The sequence below is a fragment of the Paenibacillus sp. FSL H7-0756 genome, assembly GCF_038006765.1.
In the GTDB taxonomy this organism is placed as follows: domain Bacteria; phylum Bacillota; class Bacilli; order Paenibacillales; family Paenibacillaceae; genus Paenibacillus_AQ.
Window position 1 is genome coordinate 1,621,956 of sequence record NZ_JBBOVT010000003.1, and the last position, 24,183, is coordinate 1,646,138.

The window sequence follows — 24,183 nt, forward strand, 5'->3', positions numbered from 1 at the left end:
ATGTCAGGGAGTCGTATAAATAGGGTTCCTGGAATACACGGCAGGGGGACTTTTACGATAGATCCGTCTGACCGAAAAGGCGCTTCCGCAAGAGCGCGGGAGAGATGGCACGGCCAGCAGCCTCTTATTCTGGATCATAACGCCGCCGTCTGTGACTTTTAGTCTGGGGCTGCGTCCATTGACCTGGCAACAGGTGAAGCAGACTGTGGATAACTTGGACAGCGGAGCGATATCGAATCCCACTTGGGGGGCTTCGACAATCCATTCGGCAGAGCTTTGCGGTCCGTTATAGCGCTGCACCGTGCGGAATACCCAGCATTTGCTGAGATTGCGCAGGGTGATGCACCATTTGCCGGGACTCAGCTTGACGATGGAAGCACGCATATGGTTGCCGGGGGAGACGGGATAAGGAATGACAGTCTCGGAGGCGGGGAGAATCTCCCACCAGGCATAATACCTGACTTTGCCGTTCACTGATTCATGGCCGGTGCCGGTCTGGATCAGGCTGCTGTTCTTGAAGCCGTCAATGCCGATCCAGGCCGAGGAGAACGTAGCTTTTTCCGTAGGCTTTACATAAGGGACGATCCAGTCGGCAGATATCTGCCGGTAGCTGCCTTTTTTACCGGAAATGGCATAACCGCTCCAGTTGCTTGATGTCCAGCCGAAGCCGGAACTGGCGGCTCTGCCCGTATTGAGTTTATCCTTCAGACAGGGTTTGCTCCGTGCTAATCTATTGACTTGGCCCACTTGTCCACCGCCTCATAATAGGTTGTGCTCTATTTAATGCAGCAGGCGGCTATGAAGGTTGGGTATTCTGTTAAAAAGAATGAGAGAGGACTTGTAATCCCCATGGAAAAAATAACAAAGCTGCGCGGGTTCTATCTGTTTCTGGGACTGGCCGGGGGCTCCTTCGGCTCCTACCTCTCGCTGCTGCTGAAATCAAACGGACTTGAAGTCAGCCAGATCGGCTTGCTGATGGCTATAGGTACGCTGATCGCCATCTGTGTGCAGCCTTTATGGGGAATGGTCTCCGACCGGTATAACCAGGCGCGGCTGGTGCTGATTCTGAGCGTGGCGGTTCCGGCGGTGCTTGCGGTCCTGTACCGTTCGGAATATTTCATTGTGCTGATGCTGGTGTATACCGTGTCCACGATCTTCTCCTCTACACAGGCGCCTATAGCCGACTCGTACGCCATAGCGGCTGCGAACAGGGCTGGAGCCACTTACGGCAGTATTCGCATGATGATGAGCATAGGCGCCGCCGTAGGGGCCATTGCGGGGGGACAGTATGTATCCAAGTTCTCTGTATCGACCATCTGGCTGCCGTTTCTGCTGCTCAACAGCATCGCCGTATTCATTGCCTTCACCCTTCCTAAGCAGGCGGAGGAGAATCACATGATGAGCCAGTCCTTCTCCCAGGGGATCAAAAAACTGCTCGGCAACCGTATATTCCTGGCCTTCCTGGGCGGGAGCTTTCTGGTCAATCAGACCATGACGGCCTTCGGGACCTATTTCGTGATTGCCTTCCAGTCGGTCGGCGGGTCCACCAGCTCTGCGGGAATCGCCCTGTTCCTGGCGTCCATTACCAATGTTCCATCCATGTTCTTCGCCTCCCGGGTCATCCGCAGGCTCGGCATGGAGCGGACGCTGCTGCTTGGTGCGCTGATCTATGTGCTGCGCTGGGGCATCCAGGTGGCCTTTCCGTACCCTTCCGTCATGATCGGCGTACAGGTGCTTCATGGCCTCTCGTTCGGGTTCTTTTATATCGCGGCGGTTGAATATGTATCGAAGATTACCTCGGCAGAGATGCAGGCGACTGGGCAAAGTGTGTTTAACATCGTATTCTCCGGGTTAGCCGGGATTCTGGGCAATCTGCTGAACGGGATGCTGCTGAACCAGGGCGGGGTCGGGCTGATGAACCTCTCCTGCATGATTAGTGCGGCTGCGGGCGCGGCCCTGCTGGTCTATGTTGCCCGAAGCTCGCGCCGCAAGCTGCCGCTTGCGTCTGCATCCGGCGGTGTCGGCGTTTAGCGGACTGCTGGCTGCCGGGCAGACTGTATTTTAGAAAGGAGCATGAATATGAATCCTCATCAACCTGGATGGGCCAGCCGCTGGCATAGTACCTCCATCCGTGTACGTTATCAGGAGACCGACCAGATGGGCGTCGTCTATCATGCCAATTATTTGATCTGGTTTGAGTGCGGCCGTACGGAAATGTTCCGTGAGCTGGGCTTTGACTACCGGATGCTGGAAGGACTCGGTCTGCTGCTCCCGGTAACCTCTGCAGATTTGCAATTTAAAAGCCCCGCGCGATATGATGATCTTATCACCGTGAATGCGCGGTTAACCACCTTCTCGGCTCTGAGGGTTGTGTATGAATACGAAATCCGCCGGATGGCGGCGGGTCAGGAAGGGCAGGAGCGGACCGCAGGCGAGCTTCTGGTCAGCGGCTCGACGAGCCATGTCTGGCTGAACGGGGAATGGAGGCCTGTGCGGATCGACAGGGCACAGCCTGAGCTGTTCCAGGCCATCCTGGCTGCGCTGAAGGAAGAAGAATAGCGTTAATGTAAGGAAGAAGGAGGAGCAGTATGATCAGGAATAAATGGCTGTGGGCCGCCTTATTTGCAGTCCCGGCCGTGGAATTATTCGGTTTCATCTATGTCTCAAGTTTTCTTGGAGCGCCCAAGACACTGCTGATCATGCTGGCTACTTCAGTCATCGGTTTGCTAATGATGCGGTTCGAGGGCAAGAAGGTACTGCAGGACAGCAGAACACATATGCAGGAGGGGCGGGTGCCCGGTCGGACCATGCTGGACGGCTTATGTATTTTCTTCGGCGGTCTGCTGCTGATTCTGCCGGGATTTGTCACGGATCTGATCGGCTTTACTCTGGTATTTCCGCTGACCCGGCCGCTCTACCGGGTTTTTCTGCTGAAATGGATCGAGAAAAAGATGAAAAACGGCACGTTCACCTTCTACCGCAGGTAGGCGGGGAGAGAGAGCAGGCTGGCGGTTGCTGGCAGGTAATAAGGAAGTAATCAGGCTTGCCAAAAGGTGTTCAGTTGCAGATTGCTGCGGCTGGATGCCTTTTTGGAAATTTGGAATTTATATGTGGCAAAATACCTGAGTGTACATCAAAGCTAACTCCCCATCTTGTGGGGTTATTTGGCGTTCAGGGGGAGGGAGGGCGGAGGGGGCAGCTCAGTCGGAGATAGTTGGAAATTATACACTTGCTGATGTGCGAATCAGGTATCCTCAGGTATTAGTTGGAAAAACAGCACTTGTTAGGCTGCGATTCTCTTCAAAAGGCGGTATTCGTAAAATTAAGTGACATTTTTCCAACTGCTACCCCAAAAAGCTCTGAAATCTCCAAAGTTAGATACGTTTATCCAACTAGTTTCGGGGGAGGCACCGGGGATTAGCAACGGATAGGTAAGGCACTGGCAATTAGTAACGGAGGGGGAGCTATCAGCAGTTTAGCCAGGGGAGGGGCGTCCCGGGCAATTTCCCATAGATGCCCGGCAGCAGGTGTCTTGAATTGTCGGTAGCCCAAGCTAATTTCGAGGGGCAGTGGGCAAAATTTGTTTGGAGCGGCAGCCCCCTAATGCAGCCTGCCGCTAAGGATATAGGTGCGCAAGGCGCGGAATACGCCGGCGCGGGCGAACGCGTCGAGAATAACGAGCAGCACCGGGCCGAGGATCAGGCCAAGCATGCCCATTAGCTGAAGGCCGGCGAACATGCCGATCAGCATGGCAAGCGGATCGACGCCGATGCTGCTGGCGAGTACCTTGGGCTCCAGTACCTGGCGTGTGATCAGAATGACGCCGTAGAGCACAAGCAGCCCGATGGCCAGCGCCATGTTCCCGGTCATGTACGAATACAAAGCCCAGGGCAGAATGACGATACCGACGCCCAGGTAAGGAATCAGATCGACGATGCCGATGGTCAGGCCGATGGCGAAGGCTGATTTGACCCCCAGCAGCAGCAGGCCGATGATCACAATTACTGCCGTTACGGAGATCAGCACCAGCTGGGCGCGGATGTAGCCGAACAGTGCCTTGCGCAGATCCTTCCAGATCTCAGACACGGGTCTTAGCAGCGGGGCTGGAAGCCACGCAGTCAGCTTGGCATTATGCCGTTCCCAGCCGGTGCTGAGGAAGAAGGCGGCCAATACGATGACAATCAGAATGGTGCCGAGGCTCGGCAGCGAGGAGATCAGCTTCAGGATGATATTGAAGAATCCGGTAATCATCTGCGTTACGGCTTGGCCGACAGTTTCAGTGGTCCGGTTGATATTGCTGTCAATGGTGGCATGATAACCCGGATTGTCGTGGTAAAACTGGTTGATTTGGTTAATAATATTCTGAATGCTGGCATTGCGGCTTAAGGACAGCAGCAGCTCCCGCCACTGATCGGTATGAAGATCGAAGGTCTGGAGCAGCCCGATCAGCTCTTTGACCAGCCGCGTGATGAGTGCGGTCAGTACAAGAGCGATGCCACCGATGTAGAACAGCAGCGAGAGCGATACGGCGAGCCAGCCGGGGAGCTTCATCCCCTTCAGGATCAGGACCAGCGGATGCATAAGATAAGCCAGCAGCCAGGCGATCAGCAGGGGGTATAGAAGCGGCAGCAGTACATATACAGCCAGCAGAATCAGGGCGGCGGCAAGCACGACCCAGAGGCCGCGCAGCATTCTTTTAAGCACAAGTGTATCGATCTTCGGTCCCTCCTACTCTGGCGGATTCCAGAAATAACGGCTCGTCTTATATATATTCATAGGGGGTGTGAAAAGACTAGCAGCGGTAGAAAAGCGCAGACGGCGGGCATATCCATAACCTGGAAGGCGGTTCATGAAACAGATTTTGCGTTCGTTTTTTTCTATCCCTCCGATAAAATCATTTGATGTCCTGCAAAGCTTCCACGTTGTTCACATAACCGTCAAAATCCGGTATGATAATTAAAGGTTAAAGAGCAGAAATTTAGTTGCAATCTTCTGAGCCGGTTCTGAAGCTTTTTCAGAGAGAGTTGAAATACTTGGAAATGTAAATGTTTACATGAGGTTTGAAGCGGCACTATACACTCTTGTTGGCAAAGGAGAGAGATACTATGACAGCTACTAAAGGACTTGAAGGCATTGTTGCAACGACCTCCTCAATCAGCTCTATCGTAGATGGAGTGCTCACTTACCGCGGCTATGATATTGACGATCTTGCGGACCATGCCACATTTGAGGAGACTGCTTATTTGCTGTGGTTCGGCAGTCTGCCGACGGTGCCGGAGCTTGAAGCTCTGCGGCGCGAGCTCAGCGCACACGCTGCGATCCCGGAGCAGGTGCTCACTCAGATGAAGCTATATCCCAAGGAAGCCAACACCATGGCCGCTTTGCGCTCTGCCGTATCGAGTCTGGCGCTGTACGACGAAGCTGCCGATGATATGAGCAAGGAAGCGAACCAGACCAAGGCGCTGAAGCTGCAGGCGCAGATTCCGACCGTAGTTGCCGCACTGGCGCGCATCCGCAAAGGCCTGGAGCCGGTAGCCCCCAAGGCGGGCCTGACCATCGCCGAGAACTTCCTCTATATGCTGTGGGGCAAAGAGCCGGATGCGGTATCCGTCAAGGCGCTGGATACGGCGCTTGTGCTGCATGCCGACCATGAGCTGAATGCATCGACTTTTGCCGGACGGGTGACGGTTGCGACCTTGTCCGACATCTATTCCGGTGTGACCTCGGCGATCGGTGCGCTTAAAGGGCCGCTGCACGGCGGGGCGAATGAAGCCGTCATGAAGATGCTTGAGGAGATCGGCAGTCTGGACGCGGTGGAGCCGTATATCCAAGGCAAGCTGGAGCGCAAGGAGAAGATTATGGGATTCGGACACCGTGTCTACAAGAACGGCGACCCGCGCGCCAAGCACCTGATGAAGATGTCCAGCGAGCTGGGCACGATGAAGAATGACACCAGTCTCTATGACATGTCGGTCAAGGTGGAAGAGCTGATCACCAGCCAAAAGGGGCTGAAACCGAATGTCGATTTCTATTCGGCATCGGTCTACACACAGCTGGGGATCGAACGGGAGCTGTTCACTCCTATCTTCGCAATCAGCCGTACCTCGGGCTGGACGGCGCACATTCTGGAGCAGTACGAAGACAACCGTATCATCCGGCCGCGTGCGGAATATACAGGCATGTCCGACATGAAGTACGTCCCTGTAGACGAGCGGTAACAGGGCGGCAGGGAGGGGCAGCCCTTGCAGGCTGCTCTGCCCCTTTAGTACAATGAATGATATGAATGCTTATACATCATACTTTTAGGAGGAATATCTACCAATGTTGAAACTGGAACAATACGATCTGCCCACAGAAGGCGAACAAATTACAATCGAAGACGGCAAGCTGCTGGTTCCGGATCAGCCGATCATTCCATTCATCGAGGGTGACGGGACAGGCCGTGACATTTGGAAAGCCTCCAAGCGGGTGCTGGATGCAGCTGTAGAGAAAGCCTACGGCGGTAAGAAAAAAATTGCGTGGTACGAAGTGTTTGCCGGCGAGAAGGCCTTCAATACATATGGTGAATGGCTGCCGAACGACACGCTGGAAGCGATCCGCGAGTACATTGTGGCAATCAAAGGCCCTCTGACTACTCCAATCGGAGGAGGTATCCGCTCCCTGAACGTGGCGCTGCGCCAGGAGCTTGACCTGTATGTATGTCTTCGCCCGGTGCGCTACTTCGACGGCGTTCCTTCTCCGGTGAAGCATCCTGAGCTGGTGGATATGGTTATTTTCCGTGAGAATACAGAGGATATTTATGCGGGTATTGAATATCAGGAAGGCTCTGCCGAAGTGAAGAAGGTTATCGAATTCCTGCAGAAGGAAATGGGTGTGAACAAAATCCGCTTCCCGGAAACATCCGGTATCGGTATCAAGCCTGTATCCGAGGAAGGCTCGAAGCGCCTTGTTCGTTCAGCAGTAGAGTATGCAATTAAGCACGGACGCAAGAGCGTGACCCTGGTACACAAAGGGAACATCATGAAATTCACTGAAGGTGCCTTTAAGAACTGGGGCTATGAAGTGGCTGAACAGGAGTTCGGCGATAAGGTCTTCACCTGGAACCAGTACGATGTCATCAAGGAGCGCGACGGTGAAGCGGCTGCGAATGCTGCCCAGAAGGAAGCCGAAGCAGCAGGCAAGATCATCGTGAAGGATGCTATTGCGGACATTGCACTGCAGCAGGTATTGACCCGCCCGACAGACTTCGATGTCATTGCGACGCTGAACCTGAACGGTGACTATCTCTCCGACGCATTGGCTGCCCAGATCGGCGGCATTGGTATTGCTCCTGGAGCGAATATTAACTATATTACGGGACATGCTATTTTTGAAGCTACACACGGTACGGCACCTAAGTATGCTGATAAGGACGTAGTGAATCCGGGCTCTGTTATTCTCTCCGGCGTAATGCTGCTTGAGCATTTGGGCTGGCAGGAAGCAGCTGACCTGATCTACCAGGGAATGAGCACAGCAATTAACAACAAGACGGTTACTTACGACTTTGCCCGCCAGATGGAAGGCGCGACCGAGCTGAAATGCTCTGCTTTTGCTGACGAGATCATCAACCATCTGTAAGCAGGCCGGGCCGGTAAATATTACAGATATAAGCTGCACATCCGTGTAGCTTATATCTATGTAGCCGCCTGCAGACTATCATCAGGTTAGGAGGGCTACCGTGGCGATCAAACGTTCAAAAATCACTGTCGTAGGTGCTGGATTCACCGGCGCGACCACGGCGCTTATGCTTGCCCAGAAGGAACTTGGCAATGTGGTACTGCTGGACATTCCCCAGCTTGAGAATCCGACTAAGGGCAAGGTCCTGGATATGCTCGAAGCGGGACCCGTGCAGAAATTCGATGCTCAGATTACCGGAACTTCAAGCTATGAGGATGCAGCGGATTCTGACATCGTTATTATTACCGCAGGGGTTGCCCGGGGGCCCGGCATGAGCCGTGAGGATCTGGTCAACACCAATGCGAACATTGTCAGATCGGTCTGCGGGAATGTGAAGCGTGTGGCTCCAGAGTCCATTGTGATTATTCTGAGCAATCCGGTGGATGCCATGACATACGTGGCCTATCATGCGCTCGGCTTCCCCAAGAACCGCGTAATCGGACAATCCGGGGTGCTGGATACAGCCCGCTACTGCACTTTCATCGCTCAGGAGCTTAATGTATCGGTAGAGGATGTACGCGGCTTCGTGCTGGGCGGCCATGGCGACGATATGGTGCCGTTAGTACGTTATTCTAGCGTAGGCGGTATTCCGATCGAGACGCTTATCCCGGCAGCCCGCATCGCAGAGATTGTACAGCGTACCCGCGTCGGCGGCGGTGAGATTGTCAGTCTGCTCGGCAACGGCAGTGCATATTATGCTCCGGCAGCATCCCTGGTTCAGATGGCGGAGGCCATTCTCAAGGACAAGAAACGGATCATACCGGTAATCGCTCTGCTTGAGGGTGAATACGGCTATGAGAACCTGTTCATGGGAGTTCCTGTGCTTTTGGGAGCGGAGGGGATTGAGCGGATTTTTGAACTGGAGCTTACGGCGGAGGAACAGGCGGCGCTCGACCAGTCCGCTGATTCGGTCCGCGCGGTGACTTCCTCTGTAACTATGTAACCCCGGCATCTGCCGGAGCCCCTCAAATTGAAATAGGAGGAGATTACGATGGGTCATGTTTTCTTTTTTCTGCATATGATCGGGACGCTGGCGCTTGGCTTCTATCTGGTGCTGCCGTTTATCTTAAGCGGGACGGCTAAGCTGTCCTCCCCGGCGAAGGAAGGCACGCTCAGTGCAATCGGCGGATTCAACCGCTTTGCCCAATACGGGCTGGTGATTCAGCTGCTGACCGGCGGCTACATGATGACTAAGGGCGAGTATTCTGTACCTTGGATGATCATTGTTACGGTGCTGCTGCTGGCTATGTTCGCGTTCGGCGGGATTATGACCAAGCCTCTGCGCCTCGCTGCGGCAGGCATGAGAGAGAACCGTGATGTCTCTGCGGAGACCGCCAAGATCCGTACCATGAGTCTGCTGCTGATGGTCTCGCTGGTCGTCATGATCTTTTTCATGGTGTACAACACAATTATCTAATTAACCTGCTGCCGGATGGGCAGTGTGGTGCTAACAGCTCTGGAAGCCTCGGCCTCCAGGGCTGTTTCGTATGTCTGGAAGCACATTATTGGAGATTGTTCCCAACGGCCGTGGATTCCGCTACACTGTGATTAGGTGCTTAGTTCATTTAGGATCACATACATAGGAGAGTGGCAGTTATGATTGGAAGAAAAATAGTAACAGTGGGGCTAAGTCTGGGCTTGCTGCTGGGTTCAGGCGGGGTTATGTATGCGGCAGCCGATTATGAAGGACACTGGTCGCAGAAGCCGATTAGCCGCTGGCTGGAAAAGGGATGGCTGAAGGGATACGCGGACGGGTCAGTCCGGCCGGATCAGGCAATCACCAGAGCGGAATTTATCACGTTGATCAACGGGTTCGCCGGGCTAACGGCGGAGAGCAAGGTGAAGGCCGATTTCAGCGATCTTCCTAAGACGGACTGGGCCTACGAAGAAATCTCTAAAGCACTCGATGCGGGTATCATCAAGGGTTACGGAGGCACGATTCGTCCGGGCGATCCCGTTATGCGCCAGGAGGCGGCGATTATGGTGAGCAGATTGCTGTATTATGAGACGGGGAGCACGGAGGTATTATCCCGGTTCAGCGATAAGGATCAGATTGCAGGCTGGAGCCAAGCCGATGTCGCTGCTATGATCAATGCCGGAGGAATGAGGGGATACCCGGACGGACGGTTTGCTCCAAAACAAGCGATGACCCGGGCCGAAGCGATTGCACTGCTGGACTACTACAACGTCACAAGCGGCGGCTTGCAGAGTGTAAATATCGGAGTTTCTGAGGGGCTCGGAAGCTTTGAACCGGGAGCCATCAAATACTATAACAATGTCACCGTATCCGGCTATGATGTGCTGCTGCAGAATCTTAAGATATTTGGAGACCTGGTTTTGGAAGAAGGAATTGGCAACGGAGAGGTGGACTTGGATAGTGTTGAAGTGTTAGGCAAGGTCATCATACAGGGAAGCGGAGATCCCTCAGTGAAGCTCAAGAACACAACCTTGAACCAAGTGATTGTGCAGAAGAAGAGCGGAACTGCCCGCCTGGTAACCGAAGGTGCAACATCGGTGAAGGCGGTGTCAGTACAATCTAGTGTGATTCTGGAGGAGGGTGAGGGTACTGGTGCCGTGCTCACAGATATTGATCTGCCATCCGGCCTTGCAGCCGGGCTCGTAGTGACACTTAATGGCAATTTCGGAGACGTGAACATTGAAGCCAAAGGACCCATCCTCCACCTGCAAAAAGGCTCCATACGCACGGTTAAGACCGCGGCCTCAGCATCAGGGCTTAAGATAGAGCTGGATGAAGGGACAACGATTACTCAGGCTATTCTGAATACGTCAACGAAGGTTACGGGAACAGGCAGAGTTCTGGATGTAATCGTGAAAGAAGATGAATAGAATTCTGAATGAAGGACTGCTCTCTTCTAAAGGGCGTCATGAAGAGCATCAGGATCAGCATTGCTGCTCTGTATAGATCTATATCCCTTTACGCCCCAGATACTCCCGGTCCAGTATTGCATAAAAGTATTGGTTGACCCACTGGTTGTTCCAGTGTATTTCTTCCCGGAATACCCCCTCGCGGACCATCTCTAACCTGTCCAGCACCTGGATGGATGAGGTATTGTATTCATTGCACATAGCCACGACTCTGTGGGCCTTCCATTCTTCAAAAGCAAGCTTCAAGACCAGCTGCGCTGCTTCAGTGCAGTAGCCTTGCCCCCGGTATTCAGGGAAAAGACTGTAGCCCAGTTCCCAGCTCTCGCGCTCTTTTACATACCAGTGTATATGCACTTCCCCTACAGGGGTTGCCTCCGGGGAGGCGAGCCGGATCACGAATTGTTTGTGCCAGTCGCTATGGATTTGTTCCGCCACAGTCTTCCGGACGGCCTCCTTGTCGGTTGGAATCATATCCTCGAAGGGCCAGAGCGAGGTGCTGGTCTCCAGATCTGTGATGAAATCGATATCGTCCGGGGTGACCGGAGATAATGTGATTCTTGCGTTCATTTTGCAAAACCTCCTGCTAGTATGATTTCGATACGATCTTGCCGTCTTTCATTACGCATATGACCTGACGCAGGTTATTAATATCCGCCAGCGGATCTCCCCCGACGACCAACAGATCGGCCCTCTTGCCTGTCTCAATGGTACCGAGTTCATGATCCAGCTTACAGATTTTGGCACCGGATGAAGTGGCGGCCATAATAATCTGCATCGGGGAGAGGCCGGCTTGTCCTAACAGCTGGATCTCTTTCCACGGCATACCGGCTCTGTACCACGGAGGAGCTTCTTCGATAAAATCATCCCCCAGGCCAATCTCCCCGCCCGCCTGAATAAATCTCCAGAGATTATCCAGGCCTTGCTCCAGCAGCGGCGCTCCGAATTTGTCCTGGAACATCTGGAGTACGGTGAGTGTGGGGACGATTCGGATGCTCCTGCTCACCATTTGCCTTATCAGTTGATCGTCCAGCCGGTCGTAAATCATATGCGCAGCATCGCTGATCCCAGCATCCACCAGAATCTGAAGATTGCGCGCACTTGTAACATGAGCAGATACGTAAGTGCCCATGCTCCGGGCCTCCCGGCAGATCGCTTCAAGAATCTCCTGATTCAGCTGGGGCAGTCCGGCGGTAGCAGGATCGTAGCCGTCTTCCAGCGCTGTTTTGATGAAATGTATTCCTTGTTCCAGGACTTCACGGACCTTAAGCCGCGCCTCATCCACACTCTCTACGCCGATAGGTTCCTGACCACCGTAACCGCCTGGAGCCGTGAAGACCTTGCCAGACGTAAGAATTCTGGGAAAAGCACCGCTCTCCAGCTGCCGCGTATGTGTGACTACATCGTCAATCGATGCTGCCGTAGTCATTCCCTCATCGCGGATCGTAGTAATTCCTTCTGCAAGGCACGCGGCCAAATATTCCGTATGATATCCGTGCAGCGGCTCATTCTGTATGTACTTGAAGCTTGTATGGGCATGGGTGTGAATGAACCCCGGCAAAACGAACAGACCCTCCAGGTCGATCACTTTAGTTGCGGAGTCAGGCCCGGATCTCCCGTTAATGTCACTTTGCTGTGTTATGGTGCCGAAGCGGCCATTAACAATCTCAATGTTTGTATGATGCAGCGGCGGCCGTCCGGTTCCATCGATTACCGTTCCGTTCACCAGCAAGATGCGCTCATTTCCCATGGTGGAAGCGTCCTCTCCGTTAAGGTAGTTGTCTTTCCTCACAAAGTATAGGGCTTTCCCCCTAGCGGATATAGATAATATTCTTTTTGGAAACGTTCGTTGCTTACCGTACTATCGTTCCGCAACAGGTGCCGGTGAATGAAGATTGGTTGTTTGGGCGGCTGCCAAGTGTGGTAAGTAACATAACGTACAGCCAAGCAGGCACACTGCCTGATGCATAAACACCAGACCTTAAGCCATGCTAACATGATTAATCAACATTACTGTGGACAGCGAAAGGAGAATGGATTATGCCAGACACTAACAAACAACCTGTCAAAACCCTGCCCCCGCAGGTACAGGATCAACGCCCGGGAATTGAGAGTGAGATGAACCCGCTCCCGGAGTTTGAGACACCGGCGTATAAGGCAGCAGGCAAGCTGCTGGGCAAGGCCGCGCTCATTACCGGAGGCGACAGCGGGATCGGGCGTGCGGTTGCCGTTCATTTTGCCAAGGAGGGAGCGGATGTAGTGATCTCCTACTTGAACGAGCATGAGGATGCGGAAGAGACCAAGCGCCAGGTGGAGCAGGAGGGCAGAACATGCATTCTGATCGCCGGGGATATTGGGGACGAATGCTTCTGTCAGAGCCTGATTCGTCAAACCGTTGAAGGACTCGGCAAGCTCGACATTCTGATCAACAACGCGGCAGAGCAGCATCCGCAGGATAAGATTGAGGACATTACGGCAGAGCAGCTGGAGCGTACGTTCCGGACGAATATTTTCTCCATGTTCTATCTGACCAAGGCAGCCATGCCTCATCTTAAAAAAGGTGCTACGATCATAAACACCACCTCCATCACGGCGTATCGCGGCAGCCCGCAGCTGCTGGACTATTCGTCCACCAAGGGAGCGATTCTCAGCTTCACCCGTTCGCTGTCGATGAATCTGGCCGATAAAGGCATCCGCGTGAACGCGGTAGCGCCTGGACCGATCTGGACCCCGCTGATTCCGTCAACCTTTGACGCGAAGAAGGTCAGTGAGTTCGGCGGCACCCAGCCGATGAAGCGCCCGGGACAGCCTGAAGAGCTGGCACCGGCTTATGTATACCTGGCCTCGGACGATTCCTCCTATGTGAGCGGACAGGTGATGCATGTGAACGGCGGCGAGGTTGTCAACGGCTGATGGGTGTAGAATAAGATCTGGATGCAGATTTGTGTGCAACATATAAATTCTATTTTTAAAAAAGCCTAACCGCTTGCCGGCAGGCTTTTTTTCTGCGCTTGTAACTATTACAATATATTTCCGTCTATTTAGTTAATTGGATATGAAAAGGGGATTGGGATGCTTAGAAAAAAAGGATTCATTCTATCTGCAGCGGGGATTTTTGTTTTTCTGGTAGTGTTCATTTACTTGACTCCTTTTGCAGGGAGACTTGTGGCAAATACAAGATTGGAAGGAAAGGCAAAAAGCATTGGGGTTAGAATTACACAGGAATCACCGCCGCTACCCCTTGTTACTTCCGGGAAAACCCAAATTCCGGTTACCCAAAGCAGCTATTGCTGGGGGAAATTAGGATGTGCGGATTATATAGGAGGACAATCCATGGTACAGGGGGTTACTCCCACTGTTATAGAACCTGAGGGGGGGATCCATGTTGCTTTTACTTATAAACCGGCACCCGGCGGGTTAACCGTTCAGCAATTTGCCGATGATAAAGAAGTGCAAATTCCATTGCAGAACGGCTCTTTTAATGCTCCAAAAGAACAAGGCGTTTATTACTATGGCATATCAGCATTCTGGACAACCGAGGATGGTAAATTTTCAGAAGGGAGTTCATCTGTGGTTTTTGTAATTGAAGTAAAATCTACGAAAGAATAGCCCTAAGAGGAATAATATGCTAATATACAACAAGCAAGACGAAACAACCGCATAGAACGATCACTAGGGGTGCCGCAAGGCTGAGACGGGCGTAGTTGCCTGGACCCTTTGAACCTGATCTGGTTTATACCAGCGTAGGGAAGTGGAGAACGAATATTGCAGCGGGGGTATACGGCAAGTGCCGGTATTCCTGTTTCTATTCCAGACTGCTTCCTTTACGGGGGGCGGTCTTTTTTGTGTTGTGGAGTGGTGCAGAGTGAGCTGGAACAGACGGGAGGGGAAGGTCGTTGTACGAAATTCATGCGGTCTCGGATGGGCGGCTACCGCCTGAAGCGCTGGCTGAATGGGCCGCGGCGGTGCATTCTATGGTGGATTATATCCAGCTCCGCGAAAAATCCATGCCCGCCCGCGAACTGCTGGCGGCGGCGCAGCAGATGCTTCAGGCCGGAGTACCGCCATCGAAGCTGGTCATTAATGATAGGATCGATGTTGCCCTGGCCGCCGGGGCAGGCGGTGTACAGTTAGCCTGGCATAGCCTCCCGCCAGCCGCAGTGCGCGGCCTTGCACCGGGCCTGCGGATCGGCAGATCGGTCCACTCGCAGGAAGAGGCGGCGGAAGCTGGAAGGCAGGGAGCAGACTTCTGCCTCTACGGGCATGTGTTCCCTACGGCCTGCAAGCCCGGACAGCAGGCACGCGGACTGGAGCAGCTGGCCGAGGCTGTCCGCTGGAGCCGCATACCGCTGATTGCGCTCGGAGGGATTACCCCGGGCAATGCCGGAGCGGTGCTGGCCCAAGGGGCGGCTGGCATTGCTGTCATGTCGGGGATCTGCGGAGCTCCTGACCCGGTGGCAGCAGCCCGTGCTTATAGGGAAGCGGTTCACAGGGCGGCAGAGCAGTCTTGTAACCCATGATATGGATCAAGTAAAAGGCACAGCAGGAGGTGAACAGGCATGATTGTGACCGTTAACGGTACCCGCCAGAGGGTGGAAGAGAGCTGCCGGACGCTGGCGGATCTGCTGGCCCGGCCCGAGTGGGCCGGGAAGCTGGTCATTGTCGAGCTGAACGGCGAGCTTGCCGGAAGAGAGGTTTATGGCGATACGTTACTGAATGAAGGGGACCGGATTGAGCTGGTTCATTTTGTAGGCGGAGGCTGAACACAAAGACTTATCCCAGGAGGCGTTAAGATGCAAGATCCATTGATGATTGGCGGCGTGACTCTAACCAGCAGACTATTCATTGGCACCGGAAAATACAGCCGTAACACTCTTATTCCCGAGGTCATTACGCGCTCAGGCTCACAGGTCATTACCGTTGCCCTGCGCCGGGTGGACCCGGAGAGCAGTGACAATATTGTCAGCCATATTCCATCCCATATGACTTTACTGCCTAATACCTCTGGTGCGCGCACCGCAGAAGAGGCGGTACGTATTGCCCGGCTGGCGAGATCGGCGGGGCTGGGAAACTGGGTGAAGATTGAGGTCATCAATGACCAGAAATACTTGCTGCCGGATAACATGGAGACCATCCGGGCGACCGAGATCCTTGCAGCAGAGGGCTTCGTGGTGCTTCCGTACATGAGTCCTGATCTGTCCGCTGCCCTGCGGCTGAAGGCAGCGGGGGCTGCGGCTGTGATGCCGCTAGGGGCACCGATCGGGTCCAACCGCGGGCTGCAGACCAAGGAGCTGATCCGGATTCTGATCTCCGAGACGGATCTGCCGGTGATCGTGGATGCCGGAATCGGCAGACCGTCCGAGGCGGCTGAGGCGATGGAGATGGGCGCTGCTGCGGTCCTGCTCAATACAGCGATTGCCACCGCCTCAGATCCGCTGCTGATGGCAGAAGCCTTCCGTGATGCGGTATCCGCCGGGCGCAAAGCTTATCTCGCCGGACTGGGCCCTGTGGAGGAGACGGCGGCAGCCTCTTCACCGTTGACCGGATTCTTGGCCTGACAGATGGAATAGGGAGGAGAGGAACGGTTATGAGCTTTTATGAGACGATGGCCCGGCTGGAGCAGCTTCCTTACGGGACGCTATGGAGCCGTTATACGGCAGAGGATGTGAAGCGCGCGCTTCGTGCAGAGCAGGTGGATGAAGAAGGGCTGATGGCCCTGCTGTCACCGGCAGCGGAGCCTTATCTGGAGGAGATGGCACATAAGGCGCACCGGTTGACGCGTACGCATTTCGGCCATGTGATGCAGCTGTTTACCCCGATGTATCTTGCAGATTTCTGCGTGAATCACTGCACGTATTGCAGCTTCAGTTCTATCTATGATTTTCCGCGCAAAAAACTGACGCTGGAGGAGGTCGCCCGGGAAGCAGAGACCATCGCAGCCACGGGCCTGCGCCATATTCTGATCCTGACCGGGGAATCCCGGAGAGACAGCCCGGCCGGTTATGTGAGGGACTGCGTGAATGTGCTGCGCCGCTATTTTTCCTCTGTCAGCATTGAAGTGAATCCGCTCTCGACAGCCGAATATGCTGAACTCCGGGAAGCCGGCGTGGACGGTCTGACGCTCTACCAGGAGGTCTACCACCAGGAGACTTATCGAGCGCTGCATGTAAAAGGACCCAAACGCGTCTACCGCAACCGGCTGGACGCTCCCGAGCGGGGCTGCCAAGCGGGCTTTCGTTCAGTGAATATCGGGGCCCTGCTCGGCATGTACGAATGGCGGCAGGAGGCGCTGGCGACTGCGCTGCATGCGAGGTATCTGCAGGATAAGTACCCGGAATGCGAAATCGGGCTGTCGATTCCCAGATTCCGGCCTTACTTAGGCGAATTCAACCCCGCAAGCGACGTAACCGACCGGGCGCTGGTGCAGATCATCCTGGCCTACCGCCTGTTCCTGCCGCGCTCCGGCATCTCACTGTCCACACGCGAGCCTGCCGCTCTGCGCGATCATCTGGTCCAGCTCGGCATCACGAAGATGTCCGCCGGGGTATCCACCGAAGTGGGCGGACATTCCCTCGAAGGGGGCACCCCGCAGTTTGAAATCTCGGACAACCGCAGCGTGGCCGAGATAGCCGAGATGCTGCGCTCGCAAGGACTCCAGCCGGTATTCAAGGACTGGGATATCCTGTCTGACCGCTTGGCGTGAGGTAGGTAAGCTGATGTGGCTTAGTTTAAGGTGACTAAACTGGATGTAAGTTAAACTGCCCTGACTAACTGAATGAACTTAGACTGACTAGACTAATCGTGTTTAACTTAACCTGACTAGAAAACTGAGACTAACTCAACTGACCAGACTAATCGTACCTAACGTAACCTGACCATATGCAAATAACCCGCCTCATGGCGGGTTATTTGCATTGTATAAGCGTTGTAGGCTTCGCGTGCTGACTTCTCCTTCTACCACGAAGGCCGTGGGCCGGATGTATGCGAAAAACCGAATACAATTTGCTGGCGTGAGGCGTGTAGGCCAAATGTATGCGAAAAACTGAACACAATGTGCTTGGGCGAAGGTAAGCGGGCCGATTGTGTGTGGAAAACCGAATACAATGTGCCAGCGCGAGGTGCGCGGGTCAAATGTATGCGAATGCCATACTCTACCTACTCTATAGATTCAGGCTGCCCGGCAGACTGCCCCTGACTCGCGCTGGAAGACAGCTCATCCAGCGACATCTCGAAGCCCGGAGCCATGTGTTTAAGGAAATACTCCATCTCAGGCATCTCCAGCACATGCAGCTTCGCGGCGGTCTGCTCCCGGGCGGCGGCGAATTCGCGGTTGCCTGCGGCGACCTCCCAGACGCATTTCAGGTAAGCGTCCAGCACATCCGCTGCTTTGACGTAGCGGAGCAGTCCGGCATCCTCGGAGCCGGGCGGGCTGGTATGGGGCTGCAGGAGCGGCGTGTAGACTGCGCTCAGCTCCGGCGGGATCATGGCCGCCAGCCGGTCGGCGGCCACCTGCTCCATCTCGCGGAAGCTGGACAGCAGACGCGAGTTGTTATGCTTCACCGGCGTGGCGATATCGCCGGTGAAGACCTCGGTGGCGTCGTGGAACAGCGCCATCGTGGATGCACGGTCGGCGTTCAGCGACCGGCCGAAATGGGCATTGCCAATGGTGCACAGCATATGCGCCAGCAAGGCGACCTGGAACGAATGCTGCGCCACGTTCTCCGGGGCGGTGCTGCGCATGAGGCTCCAGCGCTGGATATATTGCAGCCGGTAGAGATAGGCGGAGAAATGGTAGTTCAATTTTGAGGTAACCCCTTTCATGAGCAGCTTAATGTGCTATTATAGTAACTAATTGTACCAGAGTTAGGGCCGCTTGAACCAGATGGAGAGGAGACTGAATGAAGATGCAGCATTTTGAAGAGAGCATTTATAATTTGATTGTAGAGACCTCCACGAACCTGCCGGGTGATGTGCGCCGGGCGGTGGCCAGAGGGCGCGCACTGGAAGACCGGGCAACACGCTCCGGACTGGCACTGACCACGATAGCGCAGAATATCGGAATGGCGGAGCAGCAAATATCGCCGATCTGCCAGGATACGGGGATGCCGACTTTTATAATCCATACGCCGGTGGGCGTGAATCAGATAGAGATGAAGAAGGATATTCACAGCGCGATTATCCGCGCTACGAAGAACGGCAAGCTGCGGCCCAATTCCGTGGATTCGCTAACCGGCGAGAACAGCGGGGATAATCTGGGGGCAGGGACTCCGGTGATTCACTTCGAGCAGTGGGAGGAAGAGAGTATTGATGTCCGGCTGATTCTGAAGGGCGGCGGCTGCGAGAATAAGAACATCCAGTACAGCCTTCCGGCAGAGCTGGAGGGACTCGGCAAAGCCGGACGCGACCTTGACGGTATCCGCAAGTGCATCCTGCATTCCGTGTACCAGGCGCAGGGTCAGGGCTGTAGTGCAGGGTTCATTGGCGTAGGCATCGGCGGCGACCGTACCACGGGCTATGAGCTGGCAAAGAAGCAACTGTTCCGCAAGGTCGAGGATGTGAATCCTACCCCAGATTTGGGCAAGCTGGAGGATTACATTATGGAGAATGCCAACAAGCTCGGAATCGGCACGATGGGCTTCGGCGGTGAAGTGACGCTGCTGGGCTGCAAAATCGGAGTGATGAACCGGCTGCCAGCCAGCTTTTTCGTCTCTGTGGCCTATAACTGCTGGGCCTTCCGCCGTCAAGGCATTCTGGTCCATCCGGCTACCGGTGACATTCAGGAATGGCTGTATGAGAGCGGCACCGGGATATCCGTTGAGGGGGAAGCTGCACCGCAGCCTGTTGCTGAAGCTGTGGGTGTAGCAGCGGCAGAAGGGACAGCTTCCGGCGTGGTGCCAGAGGATGCTACGATTCCTGCGGCACCGGCTATTGTATCCGGTACGGGTGAAGCAGCTTCGGCTGCGGCCGTCTCGGGGAACGGGGCAGCCTCCGCTGGCTCAGGCGGCTCGCGTGAGATCCGCCTGAGCACACCGATCAGCGAGGAGGATATCCGCAGCCTGCGCGTAGGCGATGTGGTCATCCTCTCCGGCGAGATGCATACCGGCCGCGACGCCCTGCACAAATACCTGATGGATCACGACACCCCTGTCGATCTGAACGGTGCCGTCATCTACCACTGTGGACCGGTCATGCTGAAGGATGATGAGGGATGGCATGTGAAGGCCGCTGGCCCGACGACCAGTATCCGCGAGGAGCCGTATCAAGGCGATATTATCAAAAAATTCGGTATCCGCGCAGTAATCGGCAAAGGCGGTATGGGACCCAAGACCCTCCAAGCCTTAGGTGAGCACGGCGCAGTCTACCTCAATGCAATCGGCGGTGCAGCACAGTATTACGCAGAATGTATCAAGAAGGTCAACGCGGTAGACTTCATGGAATTCGGTATTCCTGAAGCCATGTGGCATCTGCAGGTGGACGGCTTCGCAGCGATCGTCACCATGGATGCGCACGGTAACAGCCTGCATGCTGATGTCGAAAAGGATTCCGCCGCCAAGCTGGCCCAGTTCCGCGAGCCGGTGTTTAAGTAATTGAGTAGATTGTTCTTGCTTCGCGGTAGTATCTAACAAACTGTAATATTAGCTGGTTGGATATCCCGTTAGACTAGACCTCCTTCATTTCGGTGAAGGAGGTTTTTTGGCGATTGCGGAAGCTGTGCAGGGCAACTTCCTTTTCAAATGAGGAGGCAGTAATCAGCAGGTACACTGTTGTGTAACGGAAGCTGGCTGAAGGACCAAATGGTAGGACAAATATAAGGACAAATAAAGGGGATAAATCCCTCTGATGGCGCTGAAAGTGGGCGGGATGCGGAAATGAGAGGGATAAATCCCTTTGATGGTGCTGGAAGTTGTCGGAGTGGAAATGAATGGGGATAGTGCTGAGAGTTTGTTGGGGGCAAAGAGTAGCCGGGGAAAAGAGTAACTGAAGAGCACTAGTGCACCAGAATCTCAGGAAAGTTGGCTAAACGAGCAAATGAAGAGCACTAGTGCACCAGAATCTCAGGAAAGTTAGCTAAACGGGCAAATGAAGAGCACTAGTGCCCCTGAATCCGCCAACCGGCTTGAATTGATCTTACCAGCAAGGAAGAGGGGAGTATGAGAACAATACAGCCTCCCTGAGGGCTCCTTCCAGGTATGAGCTTATGCTGAATACTATTTTTTGTGTTTTTTGCAGAGCGGTTATCCTATATGGGATACGGGTTGGCGGCAGGTTTGATTTATATGTCTTGACAGCGCATACAGGGACATGTTAATTTTTAGTGGGGAAACCGGTTTCCCCACTGCTGTGTTGAAGCTGTAAAGCTAAGCTCTAGCGAAACTATCTAGCTAAGCATTAGCACAGTCTAGCTAAGAGTCCGCAAGCACTTGCTCAGATGCTGCTAAGCACTAGCTAAGCAGTCAGCATCAGCCTATGCACTATCAAGCTGAAGCAAAGCTCAAGTTGTTGACGGCAAAGTATCCGCTGGCCCCAAAGTGTTGCATTCGGTTTTACATGAGAGGGAGATGAGGAATGAAAAGAAAACGTAACCGCCTGCTTGTTCCCGTTCTAATCACATCCATTGTATTGTCGATCATGATGAATCTGTTTGTCCTGCCGCAAGCTAAGGTGGAAGCAGCCAGCATTGGAACAGTAACCGAGAATGACACGATCTATCAGATTATGGTTGACCGCTTCAATGACGGGGATTCTTCCAATAATGCAACAGGCGCGGCTATCCGCTACGGGGAGAACTCCGAGGAGGATTTCCGTTACATGAAGGGCGGCGACTGGCAGGGGGTCATTGACAAGCTCCCGTATATTCACAATATGGGCTATACCGCGATCTGGATCTCACCGGTAGCCGAGCCGCAGATGACTAACCGCGAGAACAACGGTTCAGGCAAGAACACGGCCTACCACGGCTACAATGTCAAAGACCCGAACAAGGCCAACCCTTACTTCGGTACCAAAGAAAAGCTAAAAGAGCTTGTAGACTCCGCGCATGCGCTCGGAATTAAGGTCATCATTGATGTCGTTCCCAACCACATCGGCGATTACATGCTGGGCACTCAGGCTTATTATGATATTCCTTCCTTGCAGCCTGCCGCTCCATTCAATAATCCGGCCTGGTATCACCACAATGGGGACATTAACTGGTCTCTTGCCGATGGACGGTACGATCAGTGGGCCCAGGATTATCTGGAGAATCATGATCTGGGTGGTCTGGATGATATCGACTTCGATGTTCCTGCCGCTAAGCAGGCCATATTCAGCTCAATTAAGGGTTGGTTTGACTATACGGGAGCCGATGGCGCCCGGGTCGATGCAGCCAAGCTGATGAAGCCGACGGATATCGGCGAACTCCAGAATTTGCTGGGCGTGAATACTTTTGGGGAGAATTTTGACGGCAATGCCGAATTCGTCTCCCGCTGGGTCGGTACCAACAAGGAGTGGGGGATGCTCGACTTCCCGTTATTCTTCTCCGTGCTGAACAGCTTTGCGTACGGGCAGTCTTTTGACGCGAATATCAAAGGCACTCTGGCTCAAGACTCCTACTATGGCGGCAACGCCAACCATATGGTTACCTTCATCGACAATCATGACCGCAACCGCTTCCTGACCGAGGCCGGGGGCAGTGTTGAGAAGCTGCAGAATGCTTTGTCCTTTATTTTCACCGTGCGCGGAACACCTGTGGTCTTCCAGGGAACCGAGCAGAACAAGGGCAACGGCAACGGTCAGATCATGACGGGCGGCATCGCTGATACGTGGAACCGTTGGTCGATGGTGAAGCGGGATGCAAACGGCAATGTGCTGGAGAATTATTTCAATGAGAATGCCAGTACCTTCAAGCATGTAGCCAAGCTGAACGAGATCCGCAAAAATAACCCGGCCCTGCGCACCGGCACCCAGCGCGAAATGTGGTCCGCACAGAATCTGTACGCCTTCTCCCGGCGGATTGATACAGGCACGAATGTCGGTCAGGAGGTCATCTCCGCATTCAGTAATGCCTCCAGCGGATCACAGACAGTGACGCTGCCGCTGCGCGCCGAAAGCACGCTTACCGCAGGTACGGTTCTGGTGAACCAACTGAACCCTTCCGATACTGTGACCGTGCAAGCGGGCGGTGTTACCGGTAAGCAAATTACAGTTACCCTGGGCGCCAATTCGGCCAAAATCTACTCCAAAACTCAGCCGGTAACCGATACGCAAGCACCAAGTGTTCCGGGGAATGTAACAGCAACGGTACAGAATGCCTCCAGCGCGCTGGTGTCCTGGTCAGCATCCACCGATAATGTCGGGGTGACCGGGTATGAAATTTACCGCAATGGAGTGAAGATCGGAACTTCGGCAACGACCTCTTTTACAGATAACGGACTGGTGGGCAGCACTAATTATTCCTATACGGTAAAAGCGTATGACGCCGCCATGAATCTGTCGGCCTTCAGCGCAGCCGCTCTGATCGTTACCCCTGCCGGTAACAGTGTGACAATCTACTACAAGCAGGGTTACACCAATCCGTACATTCATTACCGCCCAGTGGGCGGGACTTGGACGACCTCTCCAGGCGTGGCTATCCCAGCTGCCGAGGTAGCTGGCTATAACAAAATCACCATTAACATCGGCGCAGCCACCCAGCTCGAAGCCTGCTTCAATAACGGCAGCGGCACCTGGGACAGCAATGGCGGCAGCAATTATCTGTTCGGCACCGGCACCTGGACCTATACGCCTACAGGCAATATCCAGGCAGGCGGTCCGGTAGCGCCAACGGCATCGCCGACGGCTACACCAACCGTAGCCCCAACAGCGACACCGACCGTGGCGCCAACGGTGGCACCAACTGTAGCTCCAACAGCTACACCGACGGTCGCACCGACCGCAACACCTACAGTAGCACCAACCGTAGCGCCAACGGCGACACCTGTGCCAACCGCCACTCCGGCGGGCAACAGCGCTACGATCTATTACAAGAATACAGCATTCAGTAACTCCTATATCCATTATAAGCTGGATGGGGCGACCACATGGACGACCTCACCGGGAGTGCAGATGCAGGCCTCTACTTTCACCGGCTACAAAGCCATTACCATTCCGCTCGGCAGCGCCACAGGCCTGACCGCAGCCTTTAATAACGGCAGCGGTACTTGGGACAACAATGGCGGAAATAACTATCATTTTGGCACCGGCAGCTCGAGTCTGGTAGGAGGAAGCTTGACCTCCGGGGAACCGCAGGCGGATAGCGTAACCTTCCGGGTTACCGTTCCGGGCTCGACTCCGGCGAATGCTCAGGTCTATCTGACGGGTTCGTTCAACAGCTGGAATGCGGCAGATCCGGCCTACCTGCTGACCCGTGGAAGTGATGGGATCTACTCCATCACCTTGAACCTTCCGGCAGGCAGCGCCGTGACGTATAAGCTGACGCGCGGAAGCTGGGCCACGGTAGAGACCGCGTCTGGCGGTGCTGATATCGCGAACCGGACGCTTACACCGGCAGGCGGAGCACAGACAGTGACGCTAAGTGTGCAGCGCTGGAAGGATCAGTAAGCAGCT

21 protein-coding genes and 1 riboswitch are annotated in these 24,183 nt (G+C 54.4%); of the genes, 16 read left to right on the top strand and 5 right to left on the bottom strand.

Annotated features, from left to right (window positions below; genetic code table 11):
• Positions 1-3: 3 nt before the first annotated feature.
• Entirely contained in the window at positions 4-747 is a 744-nt protein-coding gene (locus NST04_RS32840) for a G1 family glutamic endopeptidase (protein WP_341187957.1), read from the bottom strand.
• Positions 748-849: 102 nt separating this feature from the next.
• Here NST04_RS32840 and NST04_RS32845 point away from each other — a divergent pair, with 102 nt between their 5' ends.
• From NST04_RS32845 to NST04_RS32855, 3 genes are read left to right on the top strand one after another with little or no spacing between them, the layout of a single operon-like run.
• Positions 850-2,031: an MFS transporter gene (locus tag NST04_RS32845; protein ID WP_341187958.1), complete on the top strand. Its 1,182-nt coding sequence runs from the start codon at positions 850-852 to the stop codon at positions 2,029-2,031.
• Positions 2,032-2,079: 48 nt separating this feature from the next.
• On the top strand, positions 2,080-2,559 hold the full coding sequence (locus NST04_RS32850) for an acyl-CoA thioesterase (RefSeq protein WP_341187959.1): 480 nt from the start codon (positions 2,080-2,082) through the stop codon (positions 2,557-2,559).
• A 29-nt stretch (positions 2,560-2,588) separates the two neighbouring features.
• Entirely contained in the window at positions 2,589-2,987 is a 399-nt protein-coding gene (locus NST04_RS32855; protein WP_036695825.1) for an FxsA family protein, read from the top strand.
• 613 nt (positions 2,988-3,600) lie between these two features.
• On the opposite strand, the gene ytvI is transcribed toward NST04_RS32855, so the two are convergent.
• Positions 3,601-4,716 carry a sporulation integral membrane protein YtvI gene (ytvI, locus tag NST04_RS32860; RefSeq protein ID WP_341188129.1) on the bottom strand — a complete coding sequence of 372 codons (1,116 nt, stop codon included), beginning with the start codon at positions 4,714-4,716 and terminating at the stop codon, positions 3,601-3,603.
• Positions 4,717-5,105: 389 nt separating this feature from the next.
• Between ytvI and citZ the strand changes: the two genes are divergently transcribed.
• The 5 genes from citZ to NST04_RS32885 all read left to right on the top strand — a co-directional run bounded on the left by citZ (position 5,106) and on the right by NST04_RS32885 (position 10,563).
• Entirely contained in the window at positions 5,106-6,218 is a 1,113-nt protein-coding gene (gene citZ, locus NST04_RS32865) for a citrate synthase (protein ID WP_341020170.1), read from the top strand.
• Between the two features lie 103 nt (positions 6,219-6,321).
• Positions 6,322-7,617 carry an NADP-dependent isocitrate dehydrogenase gene (gene icd / locus NST04_RS32870; protein WP_036725590.1) on the top strand — a complete coding sequence of 432 codons (1,296 nt, stop codon included), beginning with the start codon at positions 6,322-6,324 and terminating at the stop codon, positions 7,615-7,617.
• A gap of 100 nt (positions 7,618-7,717) precedes the next feature.
• Positions 7,718-8,659 carry a malate dehydrogenase gene (gene mdh, locus NST04_RS32875; RefSeq protein ID WP_341187960.1) on the top strand — a complete coding sequence of 314 codons (942 nt, stop codon included), beginning with the start codon at positions 7,718-7,720 and terminating at the stop codon, positions 8,657-8,659.
• A gap of 48 nt (positions 8,660-8,707) precedes the next feature.
• A complete protein-coding gene (locus NST04_RS32880; protein ID WP_036695834.1) occupies positions 8,708-9,133 on the top strand; it encodes a hypothetical protein in 426 nt (141 codons plus the stop codon).
• Between the two features lie 179 nt (positions 9,134-9,312).
• On the top strand, positions 9,313-10,563 hold the full coding sequence (locus NST04_RS32885) for an S-layer homology domain-containing protein (RefSeq protein WP_341187961.1): 1,251 nt from the start codon (positions 9,313-9,315) through the stop codon (positions 10,561-10,563).
• 78 nt (positions 10,564-10,641) lie between these two features.
• Here NST04_RS32885 and NST04_RS32890 read toward each other — a convergent pair whose 3' ends face one another.
• Together NST04_RS32890 and NST04_RS32895 are read right to left on the bottom strand one after the other, a co-directional pair.
• A complete protein-coding gene (locus tag NST04_RS32890) occupies positions 10,642-11,169 on the bottom strand; it encodes a GNAT family N-acetyltransferase (protein ID WP_341187962.1) in 528 nt (175 codons plus the stop codon).
• 16 nt (positions 11,170-11,185) lie between these two features.
• A complete protein-coding gene (locus NST04_RS32895; RefSeq protein ID WP_341187963.1) occupies positions 11,186-12,349 on the bottom strand; it encodes an amidohydrolase family protein in 1,164 nt (387 codons plus the stop codon).
• Positions 12,350-12,639: 290 nt separating this feature from the next.
• Here NST04_RS32895 and NST04_RS32900 point away from each other — a divergent pair, with 290 nt between their 5' ends.
• From NST04_RS32900 to thiH, 6 genes are all read left to right on the top strand, one after another.
• Positions 12,640-13,512 carry an SDR family oxidoreductase gene (locus NST04_RS32900; RefSeq protein ID WP_341187964.1) on the top strand — a complete coding sequence of 291 codons (873 nt, stop codon included), beginning with the start codon at positions 12,640-12,642 and terminating at the stop codon, positions 13,510-13,512.
• Between the two features lie 159 nt (positions 13,513-13,671).
• Positions 13,672-14,208 carry a hypothetical protein gene (locus NST04_RS32905; protein ID WP_341187965.1) on the top strand — a complete coding sequence of 179 codons (537 nt, stop codon included), beginning with the start codon at positions 13,672-13,674 and terminating at the stop codon, positions 14,206-14,208.
• A gap of 55 nt (positions 14,209-14,263) precedes the next feature.
• Positions 14,264-14,366: riboswitch (TPP riboswitch) on the top strand.
• 129 nt (positions 14,367-14,495) lie between these two features.
• Positions 14,496-15,119, top strand: coding sequence for a thiamine phosphate synthase (locus NST04_RS32910; RefSeq protein WP_341187966.1), 624 nt, complete (start codon positions 14,496-14,498; stop codon positions 15,117-15,119).
• Positions 15,120-15,158: 39 nt separating this feature from the next.
• Positions 15,159-15,362: a sulfur carrier protein ThiS gene (gene thiS, locus NST04_RS32915; RefSeq protein WP_341187967.1), complete on the top strand. Its 204-nt coding sequence runs from the start codon at positions 15,159-15,161 to the stop codon at positions 15,360-15,362.
• A 30-nt stretch (positions 15,363-15,392) separates the two neighbouring features.
• Positions 15,393-16,157, top strand: coding sequence for a thiazole synthase (locus tag NST04_RS32920; RefSeq protein WP_341187968.1), 765 nt, complete (start codon positions 15,393-15,395; stop codon positions 16,155-16,157).
• A gap of 29 nt (positions 16,158-16,186) precedes the next feature.
• Positions 16,187-17,302 carry a 2-iminoacetate synthase ThiH gene (thiH, locus tag NST04_RS32925; protein WP_341187969.1) on the top strand — a complete coding sequence of 372 codons (1,116 nt, stop codon included), beginning with the start codon at positions 16,187-16,189 and terminating at the stop codon, positions 17,300-17,302.
• Between the two features lie 452 nt (positions 17,303-17,754).
• Here the strand turns inward: thiH and yfbR are convergent, their stop codons facing one another.
• Positions 17,755-18,399: a 5'-deoxynucleotidase gene (gene yfbR / locus NST04_RS32930; protein ID WP_341187970.1), complete on the bottom strand. Its 645-nt coding sequence runs from the start codon at positions 18,397-18,399 to the stop codon at positions 17,755-17,757.
• A 104-nt stretch (positions 18,400-18,503) separates the two neighbouring features.
• Here yfbR and NST04_RS32935 point away from each other — a divergent pair, with 104 nt between their 5' ends.
• Together NST04_RS32935 and NST04_RS32940 are read left to right on the top strand one after the other, a co-directional pair.
• Positions 18,504-20,186, top strand: coding sequence for a fumarate hydratase (locus tag NST04_RS32935; RefSeq protein WP_341188130.1), 1,683 nt, complete (start codon positions 18,504-18,506; stop codon positions 20,184-20,186).
• A gap of 979 nt (positions 20,187-21,165) precedes the next feature.
• Entirely contained in the window at positions 21,166-24,177 is a 3,012-nt protein-coding gene (locus NST04_RS32940) for a carbohydrate binding domain-containing protein (RefSeq protein WP_341187971.1), read from the top strand.
• Positions 24,178-24,183: the final 6 nt, after the last annotated feature.

Coding starts and splice junctions, on each gene's coding strand:
- citZ (WP_341020170.1), top strand. CDS start 5,106: ATGACAGCTACTAAAGGACTTGAAGGCATTGTTGCAACGACCTCCTCA.
- NST04_RS32895 (WP_341187963.1), bottom strand. CDS start 12,349: ATGGGAAATGAGCGCATCTTGCTGGTGAACGGAACGGTAATCGATGGA.
- NST04_RS32905 (WP_341187965.1), top strand. CDS start 13,672: ATGCTTAGAAAAAAAGGATTCATTCTATCTGCAGCGGGGATTTTTGTT.
- NST04_RS32940 (WP_341187971.1), top strand. CDS start 21,166: ATGAAAAGAAAACGTAACCGCCTGCTTGTTCCCGTTCTAATCACATCC.
- thiH (WP_341187969.1), top strand. CDS start 16,187: ATGAGCTTTTATGAGACGATGGCCCGGCTGGAGCAGCTTCCTTACGGG.
- NST04_RS32920 (WP_341187968.1), top strand. CDS start 15,393: ATGCAAGATCCATTGATGATTGGCGGCGTGACTCTAACCAGCAGACTA.
- NST04_RS32850 (WP_341187959.1), top strand. CDS start 2,080: ATGAATCCTCATCAACCTGGATGGGCCAGCCGCTGGCATAGTACCTCC.
- NST04_RS32855 (WP_036695825.1), top strand. CDS start 2,589: ATGATCAGGAATAAATGGCTGTGGGCCGCCTTATTTGCAGTCCCGGCC.
- thiS (WP_341187967.1), top strand. CDS start 15,159: ATGATTGTGACCGTTAACGGTACCCGCCAGAGGGTGGAAGAGAGCTGC.
- NST04_RS32880 (WP_036695834.1), top strand. CDS start 8,708: ATGGGTCATGTTTTCTTTTTTCTGCATATGATCGGGACGCTGGCGCTT.
- NST04_RS32845 (WP_341187958.1), top strand. CDS start 850: ATGGAAAAAATAACAAAGCTGCGCGGGTTCTATCTGTTTCTGGGACTG.
- NST04_RS32885 (WP_341187961.1), top strand. CDS start 9,313: ATGATTGGAAGAAAAATAGTAACAGTGGGGCTAAGTCTGGGCTTGCTG.
- NST04_RS32890 (WP_341187962.1), bottom strand. CDS start 11,169: ATGAACGCAAGAATCACATTATCTCCGGTCACCCCGGACGATATCGAT.
- NST04_RS32900 (WP_341187964.1), top strand. CDS start 12,640: ATGCCAGACACTAACAAACAACCTGTCAAAACCCTGCCCCCGCAGGTA.
- icd (WP_036725590.1), top strand. CDS start 6,322: ATGTTGAAACTGGAACAATACGATCTGCCCACAGAAGGCGAACAAATT.
- NST04_RS32935 (WP_341188130.1), top strand. CDS start 18,504: ATGCAGCATTTTGAAGAGAGCATTTATAATTTGATTGTAGAGACCTCC.